Consider the following 22900-nt stretch of genomic DNA (forward strand, 5'->3'; position numbering starts at 1 on the left):
AATTATTTTAAAAAACCAATTATCGGGGCTTTGCCCTGAACCCGAGGCGGCGAGGCTATCAATTATCGCAAGGAGGACTTTTCGCAGGTCATTGCCCAGCGAACCCATAACAAAGGCGTCGATGTGATTCTCGACATCATGGGCGGCAATGCTCATCGCTGATGGTTACCAATGGGTCTCCACTGTCGATGTGCATCGCTACGGACAGTAAGCGCTTTGTCGGATAGTAACCCCCGGGTTTGCGCACCACATGAAGATACCCACGTGTCGACAGCGCACGAATCAGCCCGAGGCAACCGGACATAAGCACGTCGAGCAAGCGGGCAAAGACCTCCAGAAGATCCAGCGTGCAACCAGTTTTACTTCCAAGGGTATTACCAAATCTTGAGCCAAAGCGAGAGAGTAGCTTCAAGGCCCCGGATCCCACAAGCTTCAGCCCAAGAAGTGCCTATCGGACATGGCTGGCGGGAGCGAATGCCGATTCGGGTATATGGAGGCGGCCATCGAAAATCAATCTGGCGGTACGCACCAGCCCGCATTCCGTCAGTCGACCGTTATCCAGTCGCAGCGTTATGCAGAATTCACCGGCAGGATGTTCAACTGATAATTGCTGTACGTCGGTTCTGTCGATCCGGGCCAGCCCGTCAGTAACGCTGCCTTCGATCAGGCATCCCGACGCAACGCTGATGGCCGCAAACACACCAATGGAGGCGTGGCATTGGTGAGGAATGAAACTTCGGCTGCAGACTGCGCCACCCAGGCGTGGCGGGGCGACGAGCACCATTTTCGGCACCGTCCTTGCGCTGACGTCGCCAAGGTTCATCAGCACTCCCGCCTGCAAACGGATCGACTCGAGGCGCCGTTTGAGGTCGGTGTCGGCGTTCAGCTCTTCGCAGCTTTCATAACCGCTGCGCTCCAGGTCCTCGGCGCGAATCAGCACCACCGGCATGCCATTGTCGATGCAGGTCACGTTGACGCCATCGAGGCGATCTTTCGGCCTTCCGGTCGGGAGTAACGCGCCGCAACTGGCGCCAGCGATATCGTGAAACTCCACCACGACGGCGGCTGCCGTGCCGGGTACGCCATCGATGCTGACGTCGCCCGCGTAGCGCACGTTACCATCGGGGGTCTGCACGATAACGGTCGCGGTCTGGCCGGTGTTTTCCATATAAATCCTGACGGCTGTCCGTTCGCCCTGCGGCGCCACCAAGCCTCGCTCGATGGCAAACGGACCGACGCCGGCCAGAATGTTGCCGCAATTCTGGCCGTAATCCACCCGTGCCTGCGTCACTGCAACTTGAGCGAACAGGTAATCGACATCCACTCCCGGCCGTTGGGACGGGCGGATGATCGCCACCTTGCTGGTCAGTGAATCACCACCGCCCAATCCATCGATCTGGTGCTCGTCCGGAGATCCCATCGCGGCCAGCAAGACCTGATCCCGAATGTTTGCGTCGGAGGGCAGATCGTCTGCGAGAAAATACGCACCCCTGGAGGTACCGCCGCGTATCAACATGCAGGGAATGTGGACCTGCCCCATGTTTCAGTCCTCCAGGTGGTCGATGCTATCCACGTATTTGAGCCCCTTTTCCTGCAGGCGCGAGCGCATGTCATAGATGTCCAGGCCCAACTCCCCGGACGCCAGTCGCAGACGTTTTTTCTCTTCGAGTTCGGCACGCTTGCGACTGGCCTCGACGACAGCTGGCAACTCGTTGCGGCGTACCACTACGACGCCGTCATCATCGGCCAGGATCACATCGCCAGGATTGACCAATTGCTCGGCGCAGATCACGGGAACATTCACCGAGCCGACGGTTTCCTTGATGGTGCCTTGGGCGTGTACCGCCCGCGACCATACATGAAAGCCCATTTCGCGCAGGGTTTTCGTATCGCGCACGCCGGCATCGAGCACCAGCCCGCGCACGCCACGCGCTTGCAGGGAGGTGGCAAGCAGGTCGCCGAAGTAACCATCCGTGCAAGGGGAGCTGGGCGCGACCACCAGCACGTCACCGGGCCGGCACTGTTCGACAGCCACGTGAAACATCCAGTTGTCGCCCGGTGCCACCAACACGGTCACTGCCGAACCACTCATGCTCAGGTCTTGCTGGATCGGCCTGATGCGAGGTGCAAGCAGCCCTTTACGGCCTTGCGCTTCATGCACCGTGGCGACCCCGAAGCGGGTGAGTTCGTCAATCAATGCCGGGTCGGCACGCTGGATCTGGCGCACCACGATGCCTGTTCGGCCCACCAGATTGCTCATCCCAGATTCTCCGTAACGCGAGGGAATATGCTCTGATAACCCTCGCCGTAAATGATGTCCTTGTTCGCTGTGATCCCGATGTTGCGTTTAGCCTGAACGCCACGTTGCAGAGCGACGCGGGTGTAGTACTCCCACAAGTGTTCCTGACCTGCCATGCACTGGATCGCCGCGTACTTCTGATCCCAGACCGACGTGATGTCCAGGAGCACATCGGGCTTCCAGTCACACTGCTCAGGCTGGTGCGGTTCGAAGCTATAGACAGGGGGCGCACCGACGATTTTCTCGCCGGGTCTGTAGCCCTCGGCCTGAGCGATGATGCGCGCTTCCTGGGTCAGATGCACGGCGAGCGGGTGATCATAATTGTACGGATCCTTAAGCGAGTGGCTAAGCACGAACTCAGGTTGCACGCGGCGGAATACGTCGGCCAGCCGGAACAGGGTTTCCTTGTCGGCGCGCATCGGGTAGTCGCCGATGTCGAAAAACTCCACGCTCGCCCCAAGAATGTCCGCAGCCGCCTGAGCCTCTTCGCGGCGCGCAGCCTTGACCATGCTTTCGGTCATCTCTGCGCCTTTGCGCCATAGCTTGGCAGACTCGCCGCGTTCGCCGAAAGACAGGCAAACGATATGTACGGCATAGCCTTGGGTCGCATGCAGCGCGATGGCACCGCCTGCGCGCCAGACGAAGTCCGCGGAATGCGCGCTGACGACCAGGGCGGATTTTTCTGTGGCTTGATTCATGGTGGGGAAGACTCCCTTATTGATGTGCGCAAATGCTGACAGGCTTGTGTCGGCGGGACTAATGCGTAAGGCTTGGGAATCCATACCTTTTATTTATCAGATGGCTGACTAATCGCGCATGGCGAACTCCGAGCTTGTCCATCTCATGCAGGTCCGCGCGTTCATTCGCATCGCCGAACACGGCAGTGTGTCGCGCGCTTCAGAGGCATTGCTGCGGGCACAGTCCGTGGTCACGCGCTCGATCCGCGACCTTGAGGCCAGCCTCGGCGTTCCGTTGTTTGAACGGCACGCCAGCGGCATGCTGCTCACCCCTTACGGCAAGGCCATTCTGCCAAGGACGCGTCGGGTGCTGGCGGAACTGGAATCCATCCCGGCGTTGCTCGGCCATGCACCCCATGAACCGCTTTATCTGCTGCATACGCGTCGTCTGCAGATTTTCGTCAAGCTGTGCGAAACCCAGCACATGCAAACCGTTGCCCGGTCGTTTGATCTGACCCAGCCAGCCATCAGTGCGGCGTTGAAAGTTCTGGAAGACGGCGCTGGAAAAATCCTCTTCGAACGAACGGCCAGGGGGCTACAACCCACGCGGGCGGCCCATGAAGTTCTCTACCCGGTGCGTCGAGCGTTGAACGAGTTGCGCCACATTCGTGCCGATGTCGCGCTGATCAAAGGTTCGCTGCAAGGCCTGGTTACCGTCGGAGCGCTGCCGCTGGGGCGCACACGAATATTGCCCGAGGCCATCGTGCGCCTGTTGGCCGATCACCCCGGCGTGCGGGTGGCCACGAATGAAAGTCCGTTCAACCTGCTGGCGCTGGAATTGCGTGCCGGCGACGTGGATTTCGTGCTGGGTGCATTGAGATCGCCCGATTACGCCAGCGACCTTCAAGGGGAAAAATTGCTGACCGAGCAAATGGTGATCCTCGGCCGGCGCGGGCATCCATGGCTGAACCGCGACGTCACGCGGGAGGATTTAAGCGCGGTCAAATGGGTAATGCCACGCGCCGATACGCCCGCACGGCTGCTGCTGGAGACGCAGTTCTCGCGGATGGGTCGCACGCCACCCGAGCCAGTCGTTGAAACCGGTGACATGGCAATCATCAGAGGCCTGTTGATGCGCTCGGACATGCTGGCAATCGTTTCCGAGCATCAGCTGGAATATGAAATGGCGTCCGGTGAGTTGCAGCGCCTGAGTCTTCAACTGCAAGACACGCACCGGCCCATCGGGCTGATCTACCGCACCACGGGCCTGCATTCTCCGGCGGCTCAGGCCCTGATCGAGAAAATCCGCGAAGTGGCGCGAGAGGTGGAAAGCGGGTACCAGGACGTTTTGCCAGACGCGGCATCCACCGGCGAATAGGTCGCTGGCGGGTGCCGGGGTCATCACCGTTGGTTGACGGCAGTCACCAGCGCTCGATCATCGGCATCGGAGGCGGTCCCTTCCACCGTCGTCAAGTCGGCGCCCGTTGCATCGGGCAGGCACAGGGCGGCGATGAAACCGATCAGGTACGAGCCGATGGCAAATGAGCCCATGGCCACCGGCAGGCTCATATGCAGCGAAGCGAAGCCGACCGCGGCCGGCATGATCGAGCCGAATCCGCGGCCAAAGCTGGTACAGAAACCGGCACCGTTGGCGCGCATGCGGGTGGGGTACAACTCGGAAAACGCCAACGGCAGTCCCGAAGCCAGTCCACCTTGAAATGCCCCCAGCAGCAGGCCCAGCGCAAGAATTACGTTCATGCTGACGTCGGCGAACATGTAGATCGACACGACGACGGCCTGGCAGACCAGGAACAGCATGAATGTCCGGCCGCGACCCAGGCGATCGCTAAGCCGACCGTAAATAAATGGCCCCAGCAGCGAACCGACGATGTTCACCGCCAGGTAGCCGGATGTCGATGCGATAGGCAGGTTCAGTACCGTGCGCATGTAGGTCGGCAGCCAGGTGATCATGATGTAGGCACCGCCGAAAATGCCGCTGGCCAGCACGGTGCTGATGATGGTGACCCTGCGATGCTCGGCGGCGAAGATCGCCCGCACGTCGATGCCTTTGCTGGTGTTGCGCTTTTGGGTATACGCCGCGGATTCGGGTACCAGGCGACGGATGAACCAGATCAGCAGCGCCGGCAGCAAGCCGATGGCGAAGAACGCGCGCCAGGCGATGTCTTGCGGCAGGAAGTTGAACAGCACGGGCATGGTTGCCAGCGAAATGGCGTAACCCACGGCGTACCCGCTCTGCACCGAGGCCGCTACTCGCCCACGCAACGCGGGTTTGATCGCTTCGCTGATCAATACAGCGCCCACTACTGCCTCACCACCGTAGCCGATGCCTTGCAGGAACCGCACTGGCAAGAACGTCCAGAAACCGGTGCAGAACGCGCCCATGCAGGTAAAGATCGCGACCCAGAGCACGGTGCCCTGCATCACTTTGATACGTCCGTAACGGTCGGCGAGCATGCCAGCGCCCCAGCCGCCGAGCGCGCTGCCAATCAGCGAAACCGAGCCAAGCAGCCCCGCATCGGATTTGCTCAGACTCAGGACCGTCATCAGGACAGGCATCATCAGAGCAAAAATCGTTGCGTCCATCGAATCGAGAGTGAAACCACCGAAACACGCCCAATACGTTCGCTTTTCGGTGGAAGTCAGATCGGAATACCAGCCCAGTCGCATATACATGACCCTTGTTTTTTTTATGACAGTAGGTCACGAGGGTACTGGGATCGTAATGCGGCAATGGCTCGAAATCTTTATACAGCCTTCGATTTTATTTATATGGCATCGTGCACGTCGCTGCTAGACCGCGTTGGCTGTGGCCGCCAGCCGTTGTCGGTACAGAACCCTGGTCGCCAAAAACCCGCACACCGCTGCAAACATCAGCCAGTACGCCGGGGAAGCTTTGTCGCCGGTGGCCTGCACCAGGAAGGTGGACATCGCGGGAGTGAAGCCGCCGAACACGGCGGTCGCCAGGCTGAATGCCAGCGAGAAACCCACCACTCGCACCTCCTGAGGCATGACCTCGGTCAGGGCCGCGACCATTGCGCCGTTGTACACGCCGAAGAAGAAGGAGAAGTAGAGCAATACGGCGAGCAGTCGCTCGAAGCTTGCCGCGGCCGCCAGCCAGTGCATGGCGGGATAGGCGGTCAGGATGCACAGCAGCGAAATGCCCAAAAGCAAAGGGCGACGACCAATGCGATCGGACAACGCGCCACCGATGGGCAGCCAGATGAAGTTGGTCAGCCCCACGAACAGAGTCACCACCAGGCTATCAGTGGCGCTCAGGTGCAGCACCGTCCTGCCGAATGTCGGGGTGTACACGGTGATCAGGTAAAAGGTAGTGGTGGTCATAGACGCGAGCAAACCGCCGGCCAGTACCGTGCGCCAGTTGTCGCGCATGGAGCGAAACACCTCGCGGGTACTGGGGTGGTGCGAGCGCTTCTTGAACGCCTCGGTTTCCTGCAGTGAGCGGCGAATCATGAATATGATCGGGATGATCGCGCAGCCAATGAAGAACGGAATGCGCCAGCCCCAGGCGGCGATCTCACTGGCCTGAAGCCAGGTGCTGATGCCATAGCCCAGTGCGGCGGCGAGGATAATCGCGATCTGCTGGCTGGCGGACTGCCAACTGGTATAGAAACCGGTACGGCCGGGAGTAGCGATCTCGGCTAGATACACCGAGACGCCGCCCAACTCCGCACCCGCGGAGAAACCCTGTAGCAAACGTCCGAGCAGCACCAGTACCGGGGCAGCGACGCCGATGCTGGCGTATCCCGGCACCAATGCAATCAGCACCGTACCGCAGGCCATGATAGACAGCGTGACGATCAAACCCTTGCGCCGACCAACTTTGTCGATGTATGCGCCGAGCACAATGGCGCCCAGGGGGCGCATCAGGAACCCGGACCCGAAAACCGCGAAGGTCATCATCAACGAGGCGAACTCGCTGCTGGCCGGGAAAAAGGTCTGTGAAATGTAGGTGGCATAGAACCCGAACAGAAAGAAGTCGAACTGTTCAAGAAAGTTGCCGCTGGTGACTCTTACGATAGCGCCAAACTTGGACGCGCGTGATCGCAAGGCTTCGGTTGTTGTGTCAATCATGGCTAGTCAAGACTCGTTATTTTTATGGGGTTGAGCAGGGGATCGGCACGGCCGGGATCAGTCACTGCCAGCGTTGATCGGATTGGGCTGACGTTTCTCGATGGCGTATTTCAATAATGCCGCGCTGCGAAAGATGCCGTGGGCAAATTTGCTGTAAGGCATAGTCAGAAAGAACGCCATGACCAGGCCCAGATGGATCGCGAGCAACAGCCCCAGAAAGTGGCTCTCCCGCCAGCCCAGCAGCGCCAGGCCGCTGGCGCTGACCACCAACAGCAGGGCGATGAAGCCGCGATCCATGGGTTTCTGTTTGTCGTCACCTTGTTCCGGATTGCGCCTCAGGTTCATCCAGAGCAAACCAGCCGGGCCGACCAGCAGGCCGATACCGCCGACGATACCAAGCATGACCGGCAGGCTGAACACAGGGTAGGGCGCCGACCAGTCCAGCAGAAAGTGATACAGCGTGGCGGTGCCGGTTGCGGCAAAGCAGAGCATGAATCCGTAGAAGGTGAAGTGGTGAAAGCGCCGACGCCACAGGGTGAACTTGTCGTCGGCGTTGTTGCAGCCTGCACCGTGGCCGCCGTCCAGGTATTTGAGTCGGGCGACGTTCGCACTCGCTTCCAGCGCGGCGCTTGCCTTGAGCGGCAACGTTGACTGCGCCGGCGAAACATTGCGCCAGAAACGTCGTACGCCAATGCCCAGTGACAACACGGCAAAGCCGAACACCGCGCCGAACATGAGGGCCAAGGTGTTGTGCGGGAAAATCCCGTAGAAGTTGCCTCCAGGCATGGCCGTGAACAGGTTGCCGGTGATCATCAACGTCAGGCACAGAAACAGCGCCAGCGCGCCGCCGGATGCCAAGGCCAGGGTCAAGCCATTGCGCTGGTAGAGCTTGCCCAGTGGCTGAGGCCAGGCGTATTCGGCGTAGGTGTCCAGACGCACCTTGGCCATGGCTTTGGGCACATTCACGGCAAACTCGTGCGGGGCTGCGTATTGGCACGCCGATAAGCACGCGCCGCAGTTGTGGCAAAGGTTCGCCAGGTAATGGATGTCGGCCTGGCCGAACTCCAGGCGTCGGGTCATGGCCGGGAAGACGGCGCAAAACCCTTCGCAGTAGCGGCAAGCATTGCAGATGGTCATCTGCCGCTCGACTTCACCTTCCTGCAGATTGAGAACGGGAATCAGGGCGCTGGTTGCCTGAGGATCAAACAGTTGCATGTCGAAGTTCCGATGTCATGGAAGAAGGCCCCAAGCCCACTGATGCCGCGGCCTGTACGCCGGCAATTCGGCCAAACGCAGTACCGATGGCCATGCCGATGCCTGCGGTGTAACCCTTGCCCAGCACGTTGCCGGCCATCATCTCTCCGGCCACGAACAGGTTGGGGCTGGGCTTGCCTTGAAAGTGCACGGCAGCGGTCTCGTCGGTCGCCAGGCCCAGATAGGTGAAGGTCACGCCAGGCTTGAGCGGGTAGGCGTAGAACGGTGGTTTGACCAGAGGCCGCGCCCAGTGGGTCTTGGCCGGCGCCAAGCCGTCGGTATGGCAGTCATCGAGCGCGGTGTGGTCGAAGGTGCCAGGCTGGCATGCGCGGTTGTAGTCCTCCACCGTTTTCACGAAGGTCGCTTCCGGCAAATTCAGCATGCGCGCCAGTTCTTGCAGGGTGTCGGCCCTGGTCCCAGGGAAAACCGGCGGCATGAAGCGGCCGATCGCCTGCTGATCGATGATCGAGTACGCCTGCTGGTTGGGTTGACCTGCCACCAGACGGCCCCAGATGGCGTAGCGTTTGGGCCAGAAATCCTCGCCCTCATCGTAGAAACGCTCGCCGTCGCGGTTGACGACTATGCCCAGCGACACGCAGTCGATGCGCGTGCAAATCCCGCCATCATACAAAGGGGCGCGAGCGTCGATGGCTACCATGTGCGCCTGGGTCGGGTCACCGATGATGTCGGCGCCCAGCTCCTGCATTCGCCGCAGCAACACGCCGGTGTTGAAACGCGTGCCGCGAATCAGAAAGTTGTCCGACGGCCATTCGCCGCGCTCGTTCTGGCCCCAGGCTTCGCGCAGCCATTCGCGATTGGATTCGAAGCCGCCGCAGGCCATGACGCAGGAGCGCGCTTCGATGCGCTCCGCCGGCAGCCGCTGGCCGTCCACCTCACGCTCGCCGAGGTGCACGGCGACGAACCGGCCGTCCCTGAGTTCAATGTCGGTCACCTGCGCGTCGTAGCGGATCTTGATGCCCAGGCGCTCAGCACTGCGAAAGTAGGCGTTGATCAAGGCCTTGCCGCCGCCCATAAAAAAAGCATTGGTGCGCGCTACGTGCAAAGCCCCTGACAAAGGAGGCTGGAAATGCACGCCATGCGAGCGCATCCAGTCGCGGCAGGTGGAAGACGCGCGAATGGCGATGCGCGCCAGTTTCTCATTGGTCAGGCCCCCTGTGACCTTAAGCAAATCCTGCCAGTATTCTTCTTCCGGGTAGGCCTCGACCAGCACATCCTGCGGGGCATCGTGCATGCAGCGCAGGTTGCGGGTATGTTGCGAATTGCCGCCGCGCCACACCTTCGGCGAGCCTTCCAGCAGCAATACGCTGGCGCCGGCTTCCCGCGCCATCAACGCGGCGCAAAGTGCCGCGTTACCGCCGCCAATAACCAAAACGTCAACCATCATTTCTTCTCCATTCGCCAGGAGCGGGACAGGTCGCTGCTGACGGTGAACGCACATTAGGAGCAGGCGCCACGGGACGAAAGATGCATTCGAATGTGGGGGGTTTAGTTTTAATAAAGGGTGATGAGGCGATCAGCGCTACGCTGGCCGACCGAGCCGGAACGCCATGCACAATCGAGAGTCCGCAGACGCTGCTTGATCAGGCATACGGCACCGCGGCGAAAGCGCCTTCTTTAGAAAAACTGAAGACCCCATCCTGCTGGCAAGGTGGCCGCCGACTGCACACGCGAGTACTTTCGCAGCACTTCAAATAACAAAAAACCTGATTGGAGGCCTGAAAATGCGCCCTGATGCAACCTTATCGATCAGCCCGATGCAATCTCGGTGCAGCCCCGAAGAATGGCAAGCGCGTATAGATCTTGCTGCCTGTTATCGCCTGGTAGACCTCTACGGCATGTCCGACATGATGGCCAACCACATCTCATCCCGTATTCCGGGGGAGCAGGGCACCTATCTGATTAACCCCTACGGAATGATGTACGAGGAAATCACCGCCTCCAGCCTGCTCAAGGTCGACCATGACGGAAAGATCCTCAGCACCCCGGATTTCGGTGAGCTCAATTACGGCCTGAACAAGGCCGGCGCCGTTATCCATAGTGCGATCCATCACGCCCGTGACGATGTCGGCTGCGTCATCCATACCCATAGCTGGGCAACCATGGCCGTCTCAAGCCTGGCGTGCGGCCTGTTGCCGATCAGCCAGACCGCCATGCGCTTTCTGAAGATTGGTTATCACGATTATCAGGGCGTAGTCCTCGATGTGGCCGAGCAGGCCTCGCTGATTGAAGACCTGGGCCAGGGTGAGGCCATGTTGTTGCGCAACCACGGCGCTTTAATCGTCGGTCGCACGGTGGGGGAAGCTTTCAACTGGATGCACCGGCTGGAACTCGCTTGCCGCAGTCAGCTGGCCGCCATGGCCTGCAACTCGCCTTTCGCGCCAGTGCCGCAAGCGGTGCTTGAGGAAACCTGGAGCAATTACCAGCCAGGCACGCGTCGGCCGTATGGCCTGATGGAGTGGCCTGCGTTGCTGCGCAAGCTCGACCGGCTGGATCCCTCCTACAAAAGCTGAAACTCATTGATGTGAATTACCCAAGGAACCGAAACAATGAAAATAAAAAAGGTCCTGAAAGCCGCCGCATTGCTCGGCGCCTTTGCCATGGCCGCGCCGTTGATGGCCGCCAGCTATCCCGATCATCCGATCACTCTGATCGTGCCGTTCGCACCGGGCGGTAATCTGGACATGGTGGCGCGCTTGATCAGTTCGCCCTTGAGTCAGGCGCTCGGTCAGCAGGTGATCGTCGAAAACCACCCCGGCGCAGGCGGCGCAGTGGGTGCCGGCCTGATTGCCCGGGCTGATCCGGATGGTTACTCGCTGCTGGTCACCACGCCGAATGCAATCTCGGTCCTGCCGTGGATGACATCGGTGCCGTACAAGATCGACAGCTTTGCTTCGATTGGCCTGGTTTCCTCCACGTCACTGGCCGTTGTGGTCAAAAGTGACGATAGCCGGTTCAAGGATGCTGCCGGATTGATCACCTACGCCAAGGCTCATCCGGGGGAATTGTCGGCGGGTTACTCGGGCATCGGCACGACCAACCACGTGGGGTTGCTGGCGCTGGAAGACGCGGCCGGTATACAGATCAACGCTATTCCCTACAAAGGTTCGGGCCCTGCGCTGGTAGACCTGCTGGGTGGCCGACTGGATATCGTCGTCGACCAGTTGACCAGTTCCATCAGTAACATTCAGGCGGGAAAGCTACGCGGACTGGCGGTCATGTCTGCCGAACGCGATGCGTTGCTGCCTGATTTGCCGACCTTGCGCGAAGCCGGGTTGAAAGATTTCGACGCGTCCACTACGACCGGGCTGCTGGCTCCGGCAAACACCCCTCAAGCGGTGATCGACAAGATCGATTCGGCGCTGAAAACAGCCTTGGCGAGCCCACAGTTGCAGACCGGCTTGCTCAAGGCTGGCAGCACCGCCAGACCGTCGGAGCCGCAGGCTTTCAGTGATCTGCTGCAAACCGAAAACAAGCGCGCCGAAGCCCTGGCGGCTGCCGGCAAGTTCAAGGTTGAGGAGTGATTATGTCCCGTTCTTGCCTGCCTCCCGATGCGACGCCGGAACCCTTGCAATTCGCTCTACCCACTGGTGCCTGGGATTGCCACGCCCACGTGTTTGGCCCTTACGCCGACTACCCTCTGGCGGATGACCGCAGCTACACGCCTCCCGAGCAACCGGCTGAACGCTACCTCGCGCACCTGGACCGTTTCGGTTTTGCCCATGGCGTGCTGGTTACCGCGAGCGCAACCGGCACTGACAACCGCTCGGTGACGGACGCCCTGGAACGGGTTCCCGGCCGTTTGCGCGGGGTCATCGTTCCGGCGTCCGACAGCACTGATGAGCAACTGGATCGCTGGACCGCCGCCGGCGTGCGCGGTGTACGTGTGAATTTGCTGCGCAAGGCAGGTCAGGCCGTGTATCGCAACGGCATCGGCCTGGAACAGTTGCAACACCTGGCGCCACGCCTGGCCTGTCGCGGCTGGCATGTGCAAGTGTGGATTCACGCTCCCGACCTGCCCGAACTGGCACCAGCGTTAGCGAAGCTCGGTATGCCGCTGGTGATCGACCACATGGGCCGGATGAACACCGACCTGGGCGTCGATCAGCCGGGTTTCCAGGCGTTGTGCCGGATGCTCGCCGAGGGCCGCGCATGGGCCAAGCTGTCCGGTGCCGACCGTATCAGCCTGACGGGGCCGCCCTACGCCGACGCGGACGCCTTCGCCCTGGCGCTGATCGACGCCAACCCCGAGCAACTGGTCTGGGGCAGTGACTGGCCGCACATCAATTACTTCACGCCTCCCGTGCCCAATGACGGGCTGTTGCTCAACCGCCTCGCCCGCTGGCTGCCCGACCCGCAGCTGCGCCAGCGCGTGCTGGTCGACAACCCTGGCAGGCTTTACGCCTGAGCGCGCGGCGCCCACGGCGCCGCCGATTGCAGCACTTGAATGAGGAGAACTGCGATGCCTTCACTGACGGCAGGCGGTTGGTTGAATCGCTACAACAAGGATTATTACGGCGGCGGGCTGATTCTGGCCGTCGGTCTGGGCGTGGTGTACCGCGCCTGGCACTACCCGCTGGGAACCTTGAGTCACATGGGACCGGGTTATTTCCCTGTAATCGTCGGCGGCGCCCTTGCGTTGCTGGGGTTGGCCATTGTCGGCACGGCCCTGAGCAAACCGAGGCTGGCAACCGCCGAGGGAGCCGAGCAAGCGGCCGCGCCGGAGTGGCGCGGTTGGGGCTGCATCGTGCTGGCCAATCTGGCCTTCATCGTGTTGGGGCGCTATGGCGGTTTGATCCCGGCCACCTTCGCCATCGTGTTCATCTCGGCATTGGGTGACCGGGAAAATACCGTCAGAAGCGCGTTGATCCTGGCTCTGGTGATGGTCGTCGTGTGCGTGGTCATCTTCGCCTGGGCGTTGAAGCTGCAATTTCCACTGCTGGCGTGGGGCTGAACCATGATCGGACAATCCTTGCTCGACCTCTGGAATGGCTTTGGCGTGGCCTTGGAGCCCAACCATCTGCTGTGGTGTTTCATCGGTGTGCTGGTGGGTAACCTCATCGGTGTTTTGCCCGGCATGGGCGCGCTGTCAGCTATTTCTATCCTTTTGCCGCTGACCTACAGCTTGCAACCGGTGCCCGCGATCCTGATGCTCGCGGGCATTTTTTACGGCTCGCAATATGGCGGTGCGATTGGCGCGATTCTGCTCAACCTGCCTTGTCATCCGCCTCATGCGGTCACATGCCTGGACGGCTACCCCATGACCCGCCAGGGCAAAGGCGGTACCGCACTGGGAATCACCATGCTGGCATCGTTCTTCGCGGCGTCGGTAGGCATCCTGGTAATGGTATTCGCCTCGCCGTTGCTGGTGCAGGTGGCATTCAAGTTCGGCCCCACTGAGCTGTTTTCAATCATGCTGCTGGGGTTGGTGGCCGGCGGCACGCTATCGCGTGGCTCACCGCTCAAGGGCATGGCCATGACCTGTCTGGGCTTGCTGGCCGGTATCGTCGGCACCGACGTCAATACCGCAACGCCGCGCTTTACCTTCGGGCTGCTGGACTTGTCGGACGGCATTGAACTGGTGGCTCTGGCGCTGGGGCTGTTCGGGATCGCCGAGTTCATGCACAACATCAACCGTCTCAAGGTGGTCGGCACCACCATGAAGTTGCGCCTGTCCGACATGCGTCCAAGTGGCGCTGAACTCAAGCAATCGTTCTTGCCGATGGTGCGTGGGACGCTGGTCGGGGTGCTGTTTGGCGCCATGCCCGGCACGGGGCCGACCATCACTACGTTCATTGCGTATGCGCTGGAAAAGAAAATCGCACGCAACCCGGAGCGCTTCGGTCACGGGGCGCTGGAAGGCGTCGTCAGCCCGGAGGCGGCGTCGCACTCCAAGACCCAGGTGGACTTCATTCCGACCATGAGCCTGGGTATTCCCGGTGATTCGGTCATGGCGTTGCTGCTTGGAGCGCTGCTGATTCAGGGCATTCAGCCTGGCCCGCAGTTGATCACCGAGCACGCCGACCTGTTCTGGGGGCTGATTGCCAGTTTCTGGATCGGCAACGTTCTGCTGGTGATGCTCAATGTGCCGCTGATCGGCCTTTGGGTGAAACTGCTGCGAGTGCCTTACCGGTTTCTGTTGCCGGCCGCCTTGTTCTTTATCGCAGTCGGTGTGTTCAGCACTCGCAACAGCCTGTTTCCGGTGGCCGAGGTGTTGGTCTTTGGCGTCATCGGCGCAGTGCTGGTAGCGTTGGACTTTCCGGTAGCCTCTGTACTGCTGGGCTATGTGTTGGGGCCAATGGTGGAAGAAAACTTCCGGCGGGCGCTGCTACTGTCCCGGGGCGATCTTCTGGTGTTTGTGAGGGAGCCTATAAGCGCGGTATTCGTGGGCATTACCACGGTGATGGTGTTGTTGCAGCTGTTTCTGTGGCTACGCCGTACTCATCGTCAACGCCGAGCCGGCAAGGTTTCGTTGCCAGCGGCCGTCAATCTGGATCGAGGTGTCCATTGAACACGTTGCAAAACCCGTTGAATCTGCTGGTTTCCCCGCGCTGCGCCGAGGCTTTGAGACCGCGCCTGGACCCGCTACTCGGCACCTCAGGCTATCGGGTGGTCAACGTAGAGGACGACAACGCCGAAGTCGCGTTCATTTCCCGTGATGTCACCGGTTTGTCCACCAAGCACCAGATCCTGCCCGAGACGCGCAGCTTTTACGACGCCTTGCTACGCAGTGATCGTCTGCGCTGGGTACATACCCATTCGGCCGGGGCGGATCGCGACATTTTCAAGCAATTGCAAGCCAAGGGCGTAGCGGTTACGACCTCGGCCGGGGCCAACGCGCGGGTGGTGGCGCAGACTGCGTTGGCCGGGTTGTTGGCGCTGGCCCGGCACTTCCCCCAACTGTGGCTGGCACAGCAGGCACGAAGCTGGAAGCCCCTGCTGGGCAGTGGGCTGCCCGCAGACCTGGATGGACAGCGTGTCACGCTGGTGGGCAGGGGGCCGATCGGGCAAACCCTGACCCTGTGGCTCCAGACGTTGGGCCTTGAGGTGCAGGTCGTCAGCCGTCAGGCCGGGGAGGGCTGTCTGAGCTACGAGCAATTGCCCCAGGCATTGGACCGTTGTGACTGGCTGATTCTCGCTTGCCCGCTGTCGCCGCTGACCCACCAGTTGATCGATGCCAAGGCTCTGGCGCAAATGCCACGAGGCGCACGGATCATCAACGTGGCGCGAGGCGAGGTAATCGATGAATCGGCGTTGCTCCAGGCCCTCCAGACCGGCCACATCGCTGGCGCTTACCTGGATGTATTCAACCACGAACCGCTGGCCGATACCTCGCCACTCTGGAGCCTGCCTAACGTGATCGTCACCCCGCACAGCGCAGGCTTCAGCGCCGGGAACGAAGCGCGGGTCACGCATATATTTCTGCAGCGTCTGCAACACTACCTGACCCAGCGGTGATACCTGGCCGCTGCAGCTTGCAAGTCTTGTCGTTAGCACCGAAGCTGGCGGTTGATCCCTACCAAGGAACCGCTGTGGAACTGCGTCAACTTCGCTATTTCGTCAAAGTCGTCGAGATGACCAGCCTGGGTCGCGCAGCGCTCGAGCTGAGTATCGGGACTTCGGCGCTCAGCCAACAGATGAGCAAGCTTGAGGATGAACTCGCGACGCGCCTGCTCAATCGTACCTCCACGGGTGTCAGTCCAACTGCCGCTGGATTAGCCTTTCTGCATCACGCTCAACTGACCCTGCGCCAGGCCGACGCAGCGGTGCAGGCAGCGCAACGAGGACGCATGCGTGGCTACGTCAGTGTTGGCTTGCCACCGACGACTGCAAGCGTCTTGGCGTTGCCGCTGATCGAAGCGATGCGCGCACGGTATCCCGATATCCAGTTGCATCTGGTCGAGATGCTTTCCGGTTACCTCAGCAGCCAGCTCAATGCGCGGCAGTTGGATCTGGCGGTGGTGTTCCAGGCCGATATCGCTCGGCGTTGGACGCTGATTCCGTTGCTGGACGAGGCGGTCACGCTCCTGCACGCGCCGGGCTTTCCCGGGATTCCGCCGGGCGAGACGCTCAGTCTGGCGCAGATCGGCGACATCCCGCTGGTGTTGCCCAGCAGCCGTCATGGCTTGCGCGCAACCCTGGCCAATGCCTTTGAAGCAGCGGGCATGCGCCTGAATGTGGTGATGGAAATCGACGGCCTGGCGATCCTGATGGACGTCGTCCGCCGAGGCGTCGCCGCCACGTTGCAGCCCGGCGCCGCCGCCGCACGCTCTGCCGATTCCGGACTGTGTGTGGTGCATATCCATGAGCGCAACCTGATGCGTCGCAACACGTTGGCGAGTCTCCCCGACGATGAGCTTTCGCCGGCGGCGTTGGCGGTGCGGGTGGTCATTCGCGATGTAGTTCGTGACCTGGTGAGCAAGCGTCTATGGCCGGGTGCAGTTCTGCTATGACACCTTCGACGTTGCCGCCCCGACCAGACCCCTGATGCGCGGAGCAACGGGCAGGCAATCCAGCCTGGTTTTGAACCCTCGTTATCGATTTCGGGCGGACGATCCAGCGAGGCGGCGCGGCGTGTTTTTCGACCTACAGCTGATCGTGCGCAGCGGCGGCGTCCTGCTTGAGAAAGTCGATGAATACTCTCAGCTTCTTGGGCAAATGAGCCCTGTTGAAGTAGTAAAGGTAGAGCGTGCAGGGCGCGGACCAGTCTTCGAGTACCGGAATCAGGGAGCCGTCATTCAACTGCGGTTCGACCATTTTTCGCGCCACGTACGCAAAACCGAAACCGTCCAGCGCGGCCCGGATGATCAGGTCGGTGTCATTGCTGGCGACTCTGCCCTGGACAGCAATTTTCACTGCTTTGCCTGATTGCTCGAAATCCCATTTGGGCAGCAGCCCAGTCTCCGCATTTCGGTAGTTGATGCAGTCATGGTTCAACAAGTCCTCGGGCAGCACAGGGACCCCGCGCGCGGCAACGTAGGCCGGTGAACCGGCGACGATGAACTCCATGGGGGAAATGAGGGGGACGACGACCATGTCTTCGGACAGGACATCGTCATATCGAATGCCGGCATCGAAACCATGGCTGACAATATCGACCAGACTGTTGTCTACGGCCACTTCGAGCCTGATTCCCTTGTGCTGAAGAAGAAACCGTTTGAGCAGCGGTTGAATCACTAATCTGCTGGCGCTGGACGGAACGGTGAGCCGCAAGGTGCCGCTCACGTCATTGGCAGTCTCGGATACGCTTCGTAGTACCGAGTGCAGATCCTCCATCAACGGGGCGATTTTCTCGATAAGCAACTTCCCGGCGTCAGTCACGCTGACGCTGCGGGTGGTGCGGGTCAGCAACTGCAGGCCCATGTGCTTCTCCAGCGTCCGCACCGTGTTGCTGATCGTGGACACCGACAGACCGGTAGAGTCGGCGACCTGAGTGAAGCTACGTGCCTGTGCCACCTGCATGAACACACGCAGCTGCTGGAAGTCGGGTTCGGACATTATTTAGGCCTGCTAAAAAGGTCTTTCGGATTATGCGGCTTCTCACGATTAAGCAGGAAGCGCAAGATCGGAAAACATCGTGTTCACCTTAGAGGTCCATCATGAATTCAAACGCCCATAAACCAGTCTGGTTCATCACCGGTTGTTCGACAGGCTTCGGTCGTCAGCTCGCCCTGCATACTTTGAGCCTCGGCTACCCGACCGTCGTCACGGCGCGTAACACCCGGCAGGTCGAAGACATCGTTGCGGGTTTTCCCGATCACTCGCTGGTGCTGGAGCTGGATGTCACAGACCAGGGTCAGGTCGACGCCGCCGTTGCCACCGCACAGAGCCATTTCGGTCGTATCGACGTGCTGGTCAATAACGCGGGAGTCGGTTATTTCGGCTCATTCGAAGAAAGCGATCTCGACGAAGCCAGGCGCATGTTCGAGATCAACGTCTGGGGCCTCAGCGCAATGACACGGGCAGTATTGCCCGCCATGCGTTCGCGCCGCAGCGGCCATATCGTGAACATTTCATCGGTCGGCGGTATCGCTGCGTTTCCAGCGCTAAGCTTTTACAACGCATCGAAGTTCGCTGTCGAGGCGCTCTCCGAATCGTTATCCCAGGAAGTTGCCCCCATCGGGCTCAAAGTCCTTCTCGTCGAGCCGGGACCTTTCCGCACCGACTGGGCTGGCCGCTCGGCAAACGCGGTGGCGGACACCATCGACGATTACCAGCAAACGGCGGGCGCGCGGATTTCCACCATGCGCGAGTACAGCGGCAATCAGCCGGGCGATCCGGTTCGCGCAGCGGCAGCCATCGTTCAGGCCGTTGAAGCGCAGCAGCCGCCGTTGAGGCTATTGCTGGGCAAGGCAGCCCTCGGTGCGGCGCGAAACAAAGTCGCAGCGATGAGCAAAGACTTTGACGAATGGGCGAAGGTCAGCGAGGGCGCTGATTTTCCTCAATAACGAGGTTTCCCGCAGACGGATTCCGGGTGTTGGAACGCAGGAGGCTGACATGCGCCACTAGCGGCGTTTGGTCGAAGCCTCCTTGCCCGGGCGGTGATGGTTCGGGTCGGGGCACTCCTCCGATACGTCACCGCGAGTCTCGTAAGGAGCGATGATGTTCGAAGGTTTTCGGCTCGAAATGATCGAGTTGCCTGAAGCGACACTGCGTGTTCGCTACGGCGGTTCAGGTCCACCTTTGCTGCTGCTGCACGGCCATCCCCGAACACACACGACGTGGCATAAGGTTGCACCGTTGCTTGCGCGATCCTTCACCGTGATCTGTCCGGATTTGCGCGGGTTCGGCAGATCCAGCAAACCAGCCGATCCTCATGATTACGAGGCCTCTTCGAAAAGGGCAAAAGCCCGTGATTGTATTGCGCTGATGGATCACCTCGGGTTCGATGAGTTTTATCTGGCCGGTCATGACCGAGGAAGCTACACCGCTTTTCGGACCGCCATGGACCACCCATCAAGAGTGGTGAAGCTGGCGATCATGGATGGTGTGCCCATTCTGGAAGCCGTTGAGCGGTGTAATGCGCAATTCGCCTCGCAATGGTGGCACTGGTTCTTCTATGCCCAGCCTGACAAACCTGAGCGAGCGATCCTCGCTGATCCCAAGGCGTGGTACCAGGGACGCGAAGAGGACATGGGCGCAGGCAATTACGCAGATTTCCAGGCCGCGATCCACGATCCTGAAACAGTCGAAGGCATGCTCGGCGACTATCGCGCGGGCTTGGCGCTGGACTACCTGCATGATCGCGAAGACAGGCAGGCCGGACGCAAACTTCAATGCCCGGTGCACGTTATCTGGTCGTTAAAGGATGATCTGGAAAAACTGTACGGCGATGTCCTCGCGGTGTGGCAACCGTGGGCCGACCACACTGTTACCGGTGCGGGAATTGACAGCGATCACCACATGGCGGAACAGGCTCCGGGCGAGCTGGCCCATGCATTGGCGACTTTCTTTACCATGTAGTCGTGTCGGTGGTGCTCGGCAGCAGGCACCGATGCAGCGAATGGTACCCGCAGCTTGTCATCCTCCAGCATGCACAGTAGGTATGACTGGCGTCACAGGCAGGGCGCGAGGATCAATGCGGTCTCCGTCATATGCACGTATAGCCGGCATCGGCGGAGATAATTGAACCGGTCATCAAGCTTGAAGCGTCCGATGCCAGAAACTGCACCACGCTGGCAATTTCGTGCGGCTGACCCATCCGTCCGGCAGGCGTCATATCCAGCCACTTGCGGATCAGCCCCGGCTCGCTTTCGAGCGCTTGCAGCAGAGGCGTCTCAATATAAGTCGGAGCAACCGCGTTGACTCGTACGCCGCGTCTTGCCCACTCTACAGCCAACGATTTGGTCAGGTGATGCACGCCCGCCTTGGATGCGTTGTAGTGACATTGAGGCTGTGGTGTGTTGACGATTTGCCCAGACATCGAACCGATGTTGATGATCGATCCTCGTCCGGCTTCCAGCATCCTTCGACCAAAACCCCTGCACGTACGAAACACGCCTGTCAGGTTGACCGCTAGAACCTTGTCCCATTCGTCGTCGGTCATGTCTTCGGCGCAAGTGTTGGTCACGATTCCGGCGTTGCACACCAGAACGTCCAAGGCAGGCAATTCCGCGGCCAAGGCGTTGATACCAGTACTGTCGGTGACGTCCAGACGCCTGGCGCTCACCTCGTGACCTTTGGCTCTCAGGCCCTGTGCGGTCGCTTCGGCGCGCTCGCAGACGATGTCGGTGCAAACCACTTGCGCGCCGGTCGCCGCAAGCGCTTCGGCAATCGCGGCCCCAATGCCTTGCCCTGCACCTGTCACAAGCGCGAGCTTTCCAGTCAAGTCCAGCTTTCCAGGGTAGTTCATCATCTGTCTCTCAGGTCAGGGGGCAGCGTAATGGCTCGCCGCGCAGCCCGCGCAGTGCCTCTTCGGACGCAAGTTGCTGCAGCTTTTCGACTGAAACGTCTGAAAAGAACGCTGCGTGGGGTGACAGGATCAAATGCGGTGCCCCACGTAATGGCGAGGACTCGGGCAGTGGCTCCTTCTCGAATACATCAAGTCCGGCTCCTGAGAGATGACCGGCGAGCAAGGCCTCGCTCAATGCTGTTTCGTCCACCAGCCCACCCCGCGAGCAGTTAATGAGGATCGCGCCTTTGGGCATGTGTGCAATGGCTGTGGCATCGATAAGGTGGCGCGTTTCAGGCGTGAGCGGAACATGCAATGACAGCACATTGGCAACTGCGATGACGTCGTCGCGGTCCATGGGTTCGATCCCTGCGGCGCGTGCCTGCTCGTCTGGGACATAGGGATCGAAACCGACGACGCGGCAGCCGAAAGTCCTCATCCGTGCCGCATAGGCCCGGGCGATCCGGCCCAGGCCAATTAACCCTACGGTGGTCGCGCGCAGCGAGCGCAAGCCGTCGACCATCTGCGTGATTTTCCATTCGCCGCGGTGTATTGCGCTGCAAAAGTGGTCCAACTTGCGCGAAAGGGCGAGGGTCATCGCCGCTGCGTGATCTGCAACTTCTTCAACGCCGTAATCGGGAACATTGCACACATGGACGCCTAATGCCTTGGCGGCGGCCAGATCGACATTATCGACGCCGACGCCATAACGAACGATGACCGCGCCGGAGGCCATCGCCTGCATCACCCGGCGGGTCATCGGCGCGAAGTTATTCAGCACGGCGTGCGCATCCCGCACCACCTCAATGGTTTCATCTTCAGTGCTGCACTGATGCTCGGAGAAGCTCGCGCCCGCTGCATCCGCGGCAGCCTTTTCATGGCGGGTATTGCCAAATGCCTGATCGGTGACGACCAGTTTCAGAGTGGATTCGCTCACAACAGCCCCCGTTTCGCCAGATTGCGCATGAGCGCTCGGGTGCCGAAAGTCCAGGGAGCGGCCTGATCCGAATAAACCACTGTATTGCGCAGAGTCCCCAGCAGTGGTGTGGAAATTTCCACCACGTCACCTTGATGATGGGTAAAGCCTGAGCCTTTTTGCCCGCGATCCTGGGTCGGCGCGAACATGGTGCCGAGGAACAGCATGAAACCGTCGGGATACTGGTGCGAGTCGCCGCACGTCTGGGAAACCAGCGTTGCCGGCTTGCGACTGATCTCGGCCATGTTCGAATGGCCGGACATCTCGAACGCATCGAGCCCGGTCACCGCCATGCTCAGAGTCGCGTTTTCGATGTCGGCCAAGGTGAAGCTGTCGTCGAACAAGCGAATGAACGGGCCGATCGAGCAGGAAGCATTGTTGTCTTTCGCCTTGCCCAGCAGCAGCGCGGAGCGGCCCTCCACGTCGCGCAGATTAACGTCGTTGCCAAGCGTGGCGCCGCGGATATTTCCGTGGCTATCGACGGCCAATACGATCTCGGGCTCGGGATTATTCCATTCTGAAATACGATTGATGCCGACCTGCGCGCCGTAGCCCACCGCCGCCATTGGCTGCGACTTGGTAAACACCTCAGCGTCAGGTCCGATCCCAACTTCCAAATACTGCGACCAGAGACCTTCGGCGATCAGCGCCGCCTTGACCTCGGCTGCCTTTGGCGAACCTGCCTGCACGCTGGAAAGCGTGGTCCCAATCAGCGCGCCGATGCGCTCGCGCAATTCATCGGCGCGTGCCGGATCGCCAGAGGTACGCTCGTCGATCACCCGTTCGACCATACTCCTGGCGAACGTTACCCCGCAGGCTTTCAGTGCCTGGAAATCACAAGGTGCCAGCAGGCAAGGGCGGTCGGCGTGGTAGCCCATTTGAGCTGGGTCCAGCACCATGTCCTCAACATTGCCAATCGACTCGCCTGTGAGCGTATCGAAGCGTTGTGCAGGGTCGTTGTCGAGGAAGTCCGCCATTGAGATTACCGAAGGGGTGACATCGATCAGGAGTCGGTCACGCAGGATAACGATGCTGGGGCCTTTGTCCGGGAGCCAGACACGGCCGACCAGCTTGGCGTTCAGATGGGAAGAAGGAAGCATGAGCATTACTCCTCTTTGGTGAAGCTGATTTTTATTGGTATGTAGTAATGCTACGTTTCAGCTTCTCAGACC

Annotated in this window: 21 protein-coding genes and 1 pseudogene; 11 read left to right on the forward strand and 11 right to left on the reverse strand. The window is 60.5% G+C overall.

Annotated elements, in window-relative coordinates:
* Positions 1–45: 45 nt before the first annotated feature.
* Positions 46–150 (forward strand): annotated as a pseudogene (locus ACRER8_RS00870) (NAD(P)H-quinone oxidoreductase); the annotation flags it as partial.
* Between the two features lie 298 nt (positions 151–448).
* Here ACRER8_RS00870 and ACRER8_RS00875 read toward each other — a convergent pair.
* From ACRER8_RS00875 to galB, 3 genes are read right to left on the reverse strand one after another with little or no spacing between them, the layout of a single operon-like run.
* Positions 449–1540 carry a 4-oxalomesaconate tautomerase gene (locus tag ACRER8_RS00875; RefSeq protein WP_431744486.1) on the reverse strand — a complete coding sequence of 364 codons (1092 nt, stop codon included), beginning with the start codon at positions 1538–1540 and terminating at the stop codon, positions 449–451.
* Between the two features lie 3 nt (positions 1541–1543).
* A complete protein-coding gene (locus tag ACRER8_RS00880) occupies positions 1544–2260 on the reverse strand; it encodes a 4-carboxy-4-hydroxy-2-oxoadipate aldolase/oxaloacetate decarboxylase (protein WP_431744487.1) in 717 nt (238 codons plus the stop codon).
* Positions 2257–2997: a 4-oxalmesaconate hydratase gene (galB, locus tag ACRER8_RS00885; RefSeq protein WP_431744488.1), complete on the reverse strand. Its 741-nt coding sequence runs from the start codon at positions 2995–2997 to the stop codon at positions 2257–2259. The genes ACRER8_RS00880 and galB overlap by 4 nt, the downstream gene beginning before the upstream one ends.
* Before the next feature lie 118 nt (positions 2998–3115).
* Here galB and ACRER8_RS00890 point away from each other — a divergent pair, with 118 nt between their 5' ends.
* Positions 3116–4354 (forward strand): LysR family transcriptional regulator, encoded by a 1239-nt coding sequence (locus ACRER8_RS00890; protein ID WP_431744489.1) that lies wholly within the window; start codon positions 3116–3118, stop codon positions 4352–4354.
* Positions 4355–4377: 23 nt separating this feature from the next.
* Here the strand turns inward: ACRER8_RS00890 and ACRER8_RS00895 are convergent, their stop codons facing one another.
* The 4 genes from ACRER8_RS00895 to tcuA all read right to left on the reverse strand — a co-directional run bounded on the left by ACRER8_RS00895 (position 4378) and on the right by tcuA (position 9745).
* Positions 4378–5670 carry an MFS transporter gene (locus ACRER8_RS00895; protein WP_431744490.1) on the reverse strand — a complete coding sequence of 431 codons (1293 nt, stop codon included), beginning with the start codon at positions 5668–5670 and terminating at the stop codon, positions 4378–4380.
* Between the two features lie 117 nt (positions 5671–5787).
* The gene (locus ACRER8_RS00900; protein ID WP_431744491.1) at positions 5788–7089 is read right to left on the reverse strand and encodes an MFS transporter; all 1302 of its coding nucleotides are present in this window, start codon (positions 7087–7089) and stop codon (positions 5788–5790) included.
* 57 nt (positions 7090–7146) lie between these two features.
* A complete protein-coding gene (tcuB, locus tag ACRER8_RS00905) occupies positions 7147–8304 on the reverse strand; it encodes a tricarballylate utilization 4Fe-4S protein TcuB (RefSeq protein ID WP_431744492.1) in 1158 nt (385 codons plus the stop codon).
* Complete coding sequence (gene tcuA, locus ACRER8_RS00910) at positions 8291–9745, reverse strand: FAD-dependent tricarballylate dehydrogenase TcuA (RefSeq protein WP_431744547.1); 1455 nt, start codon at positions 9743–9745, stop codon at positions 8291–8293. Before tcuA ends, tcuB begins: the two co-directional genes overlap by 14 nt.
* Positions 9746–10085: 340 nt before the next feature.
* Here tcuA and ACRER8_RS00915 point away from each other — a divergent pair, with 340 nt between their 5' ends.
* From ACRER8_RS00915 to ACRER8_RS00945, 7 genes are all read left to right on the forward strand, one after another.
* Positions 10086–10874, forward strand: coding sequence for a class II aldolase/adducin family protein (locus ACRER8_RS00915; RefSeq protein ID WP_431744493.1), 789 nt, complete (start codon positions 10086–10088; stop codon positions 10872–10874).
* A gap of 36 nt (positions 10875–10910) precedes the next feature.
* Positions 10911–11885, forward strand: coding sequence for a Bug family tripartite tricarboxylate transporter substrate binding protein (locus tag ACRER8_RS00920; RefSeq protein WP_431744494.1), 975 nt, complete (start codon positions 10911–10913; stop codon positions 11883–11885).
* A 2-nt stretch (positions 11886–11887) separates the two neighbouring features.
* Positions 11888–12769, forward strand: a complete 882-nt coding sequence (locus ACRER8_RS00925) for an amidohydrolase family protein (protein ID WP_431744495.1) — start codon at positions 11888–11890, stop codon at positions 12767–12769.
* A 54-nt stretch (positions 12770–12823) separates the two neighbouring features.
* On the forward strand, positions 12824–13315 hold the full coding sequence (locus ACRER8_RS00930; RefSeq protein WP_431744496.1) for a tripartite tricarboxylate transporter TctB family protein: 492 nt from the start codon (positions 12824–12826) through the stop codon (positions 13313–13315).
* Between the two features lie 3 nt (positions 13316–13318).
* Positions 13319–14872: a tripartite tricarboxylate transporter permease gene (locus ACRER8_RS00935; protein WP_431744497.1), complete on the forward strand. Its 1554-nt coding sequence runs from the start codon at positions 13319–13321 to the stop codon at positions 14870–14872.
* Positions 14869–15819 carry an NAD(P)-dependent oxidoreductase gene (locus ACRER8_RS00940; RefSeq protein WP_431744498.1) on the forward strand — a complete coding sequence of 317 codons (951 nt, stop codon included), beginning with the start codon at positions 14869–14871 and terminating at the stop codon, positions 15817–15819. Before ACRER8_RS00935 ends, ACRER8_RS00940 begins: the two co-directional genes overlap by 4 nt.
* A 74-nt stretch (positions 15820–15893) precedes the next feature.
* Positions 15894–16814, forward strand: a complete 921-nt coding sequence (locus ACRER8_RS00945) for a LysR substrate-binding domain-containing protein (protein WP_431744499.1) — start codon at positions 15894–15896, stop codon at positions 16812–16814.
* Between the two features lie 133 nt (positions 16815–16947).
* Here ACRER8_RS00945 and ACRER8_RS00950 read toward each other — a convergent pair whose 3' ends face one another.
* The gene (locus ACRER8_RS00950; RefSeq protein WP_431744500.1) at positions 16948–17859 is read right to left on the reverse strand and encodes a LysR family transcriptional regulator; all 912 of its coding nucleotides are present in this window, start codon (positions 17857–17859) and stop codon (positions 16948–16950) included.
* 101 nt (positions 17860–17960) lie between these two features.
* Between ACRER8_RS00950 and ACRER8_RS00955 the strand changes: the two genes are divergently transcribed.
* Both ACRER8_RS00955 and ACRER8_RS00960 read left to right on the forward strand, forming a co-directional pair.
* Positions 17961–18809, forward strand: coding sequence for an oxidoreductase (locus ACRER8_RS00955; RefSeq protein ID WP_431744501.1), 849 nt, complete (start codon positions 17961–17963; stop codon positions 18807–18809).
* 235 nt (positions 18810–19044) lie between these two features.
* Positions 19045–19824: an alpha/beta fold hydrolase gene (locus tag ACRER8_RS00960; protein ID WP_431744502.1), complete on the forward strand. Its 780-nt coding sequence runs from the start codon at positions 19045–19047 to the stop codon at positions 19822–19824.
* A gap of 127 nt (positions 19825–19951) precedes the next feature.
* Here the strand turns inward: ACRER8_RS00960 and ACRER8_RS00965 are convergent, their stop codons facing one another.
* The 3 genes from ACRER8_RS00965 to ACRER8_RS00975 are packed head-to-tail and all read right to left on the reverse strand — an operon-like array spanning position 19952 to position 22828.
* Positions 19952–20716, reverse strand: a complete 765-nt coding sequence (locus ACRER8_RS00965) for an SDR family NAD(P)-dependent oxidoreductase (RefSeq protein WP_431744503.1) — start codon at positions 20714–20716, stop codon at positions 19952–19954.
* Positions 20717–20723: 7 nt separating this feature from the next.
* On the reverse strand, positions 20724–21689 hold the full coding sequence (locus tag ACRER8_RS00970) for a C-terminal binding protein (protein ID WP_431744504.1): 966 nt from the start codon (positions 21687–21689) through the stop codon (positions 20724–20726).
* The gene (locus ACRER8_RS00975; protein ID WP_431744505.1) at positions 21686–22828 is read right to left on the reverse strand and encodes a fumarylacetoacetate hydrolase family protein; all 1143 of its coding nucleotides are present in this window, start codon (positions 22826–22828) and stop codon (positions 21686–21688) included. Before ACRER8_RS00975 ends, ACRER8_RS00970 begins: the two co-directional genes overlap by 4 nt.
* Positions 22829–22900 lie beyond the last annotated feature (72 nt).

The sequence above is a fragment of the Pseudomonas sp. genome (assembly GCF_050739935.1).
In the GTDB taxonomy this organism is placed as follows: domain Bacteria; phylum Pseudomonadota; class Gammaproteobacteria; order Pseudomonadales; family Pseudomonadaceae; genus Aquipseudomonas.

Bases quoted from the DNA above. Each gene is read 5' to 3' on its own strand.
- ACRER8_RS00930 (WP_431744496.1), top strand. From the start codon at position 12,824: ATGCCTTCACTGACGGCAGGCGGTTGGTTGAATCGCTACAACAAGGAT.
- ACRER8_RS00950 (WP_431744500.1), bottom strand. From the start codon at position 17,859: ATGTCCGAACCCGACTTCCAGCAGCTGCGTGTGTTCATGCAGGTGGCA.
- ACRER8_RS00875 (WP_431744486.1), bottom strand. From the start codon at position 1,540: ATGGGGCAGGTCCACATTCCCTGCATGTTGATACGCGGCGGTACCTCC.
- ACRER8_RS00935 (WP_431744497.1), top strand. From the start codon at position 13,319: ATGATCGGACAATCCTTGCTCGACCTCTGGAATGGCTTTGGCGTGGCC.
- ACRER8_RS00955 (WP_431744501.1), top strand. From the start codon at position 17,961: ATGAATTCAAACGCCCATAAACCAGTCTGGTTCATCACCGGTTGTTCG.
- ACRER8_RS00925 (WP_431744495.1), top strand. From the start codon at position 11,888: ATGTCCCGTTCTTGCCTGCCTCCCGATGCGACGCCGGAACCCTTGCAA.
- ACRER8_RS00890 (WP_431744489.1), top strand. From the start codon at position 3,116: ATGGCGAACTCCGAGCTTGTCCATCTCATGCAGGTCCGCGCGTTCATT.
- ACRER8_RS00895 (WP_431744490.1), bottom strand. From the start codon at position 5,670: ATGTATATGCGACTGGGCTGGTATTCCGATCTGACTTCCACCGAAAAG.
- galB (WP_431744488.1), bottom strand. From the start codon at position 2,997: ATGAATCAAGCCACAGAAAAATCCGCCCTGGTCGTCAGCGCGCATTCC.
- ACRER8_RS00900 (WP_431744491.1), bottom strand. From the start codon at position 7,089: ATGATTGACACAACAACCGAAGCCTTGCGATCACGCGCGTCCAAGTTT.
- ACRER8_RS00975 (WP_431744505.1), bottom strand. From the start codon at position 22,828: ATGCTTCCTTCTTCCCATCTGAACGCCAAGCTGGTCGGCCGTGTCTGG.
- ACRER8_RS00915 (WP_431744493.1), top strand. From the start codon at position 10,086: ATGCGCCCTGATGCAACCTTATCGATCAGCCCGATGCAATCTCGGTGC.
- ACRER8_RS00920 (WP_431744494.1), top strand. From the start codon at position 10,911: ATGAAAATAAAAAAGGTCCTGAAAGCCGCCGCATTGCTCGGCGCCTTT.
- ACRER8_RS00880 (WP_431744487.1), bottom strand. From the start codon at position 2,260: ATGAGCAATCTGGTGGGCCGAACAGGCATCGTGGTGCGCCAGATCCAG.
- tcuA (WP_431744547.1), bottom strand. From the start codon at position 9,745: ATGGTTGACGTTTTGGTTATTGGCGGCGGTAACGCGGCACTTTGCGCC.
- tcuB (WP_431744492.1), bottom strand. From the start codon at position 8,304: ATGCAACTGTTTGATCCTCAGGCAACCAGCGCCCTGATTCCCGTTCTC.
- ACRER8_RS00965 (WP_431744503.1), bottom strand. From the start codon at position 20,716: ATGATGAACTACCCTGGAAAGCTGGACTTGACTGGAAAGCTCGCGCTT.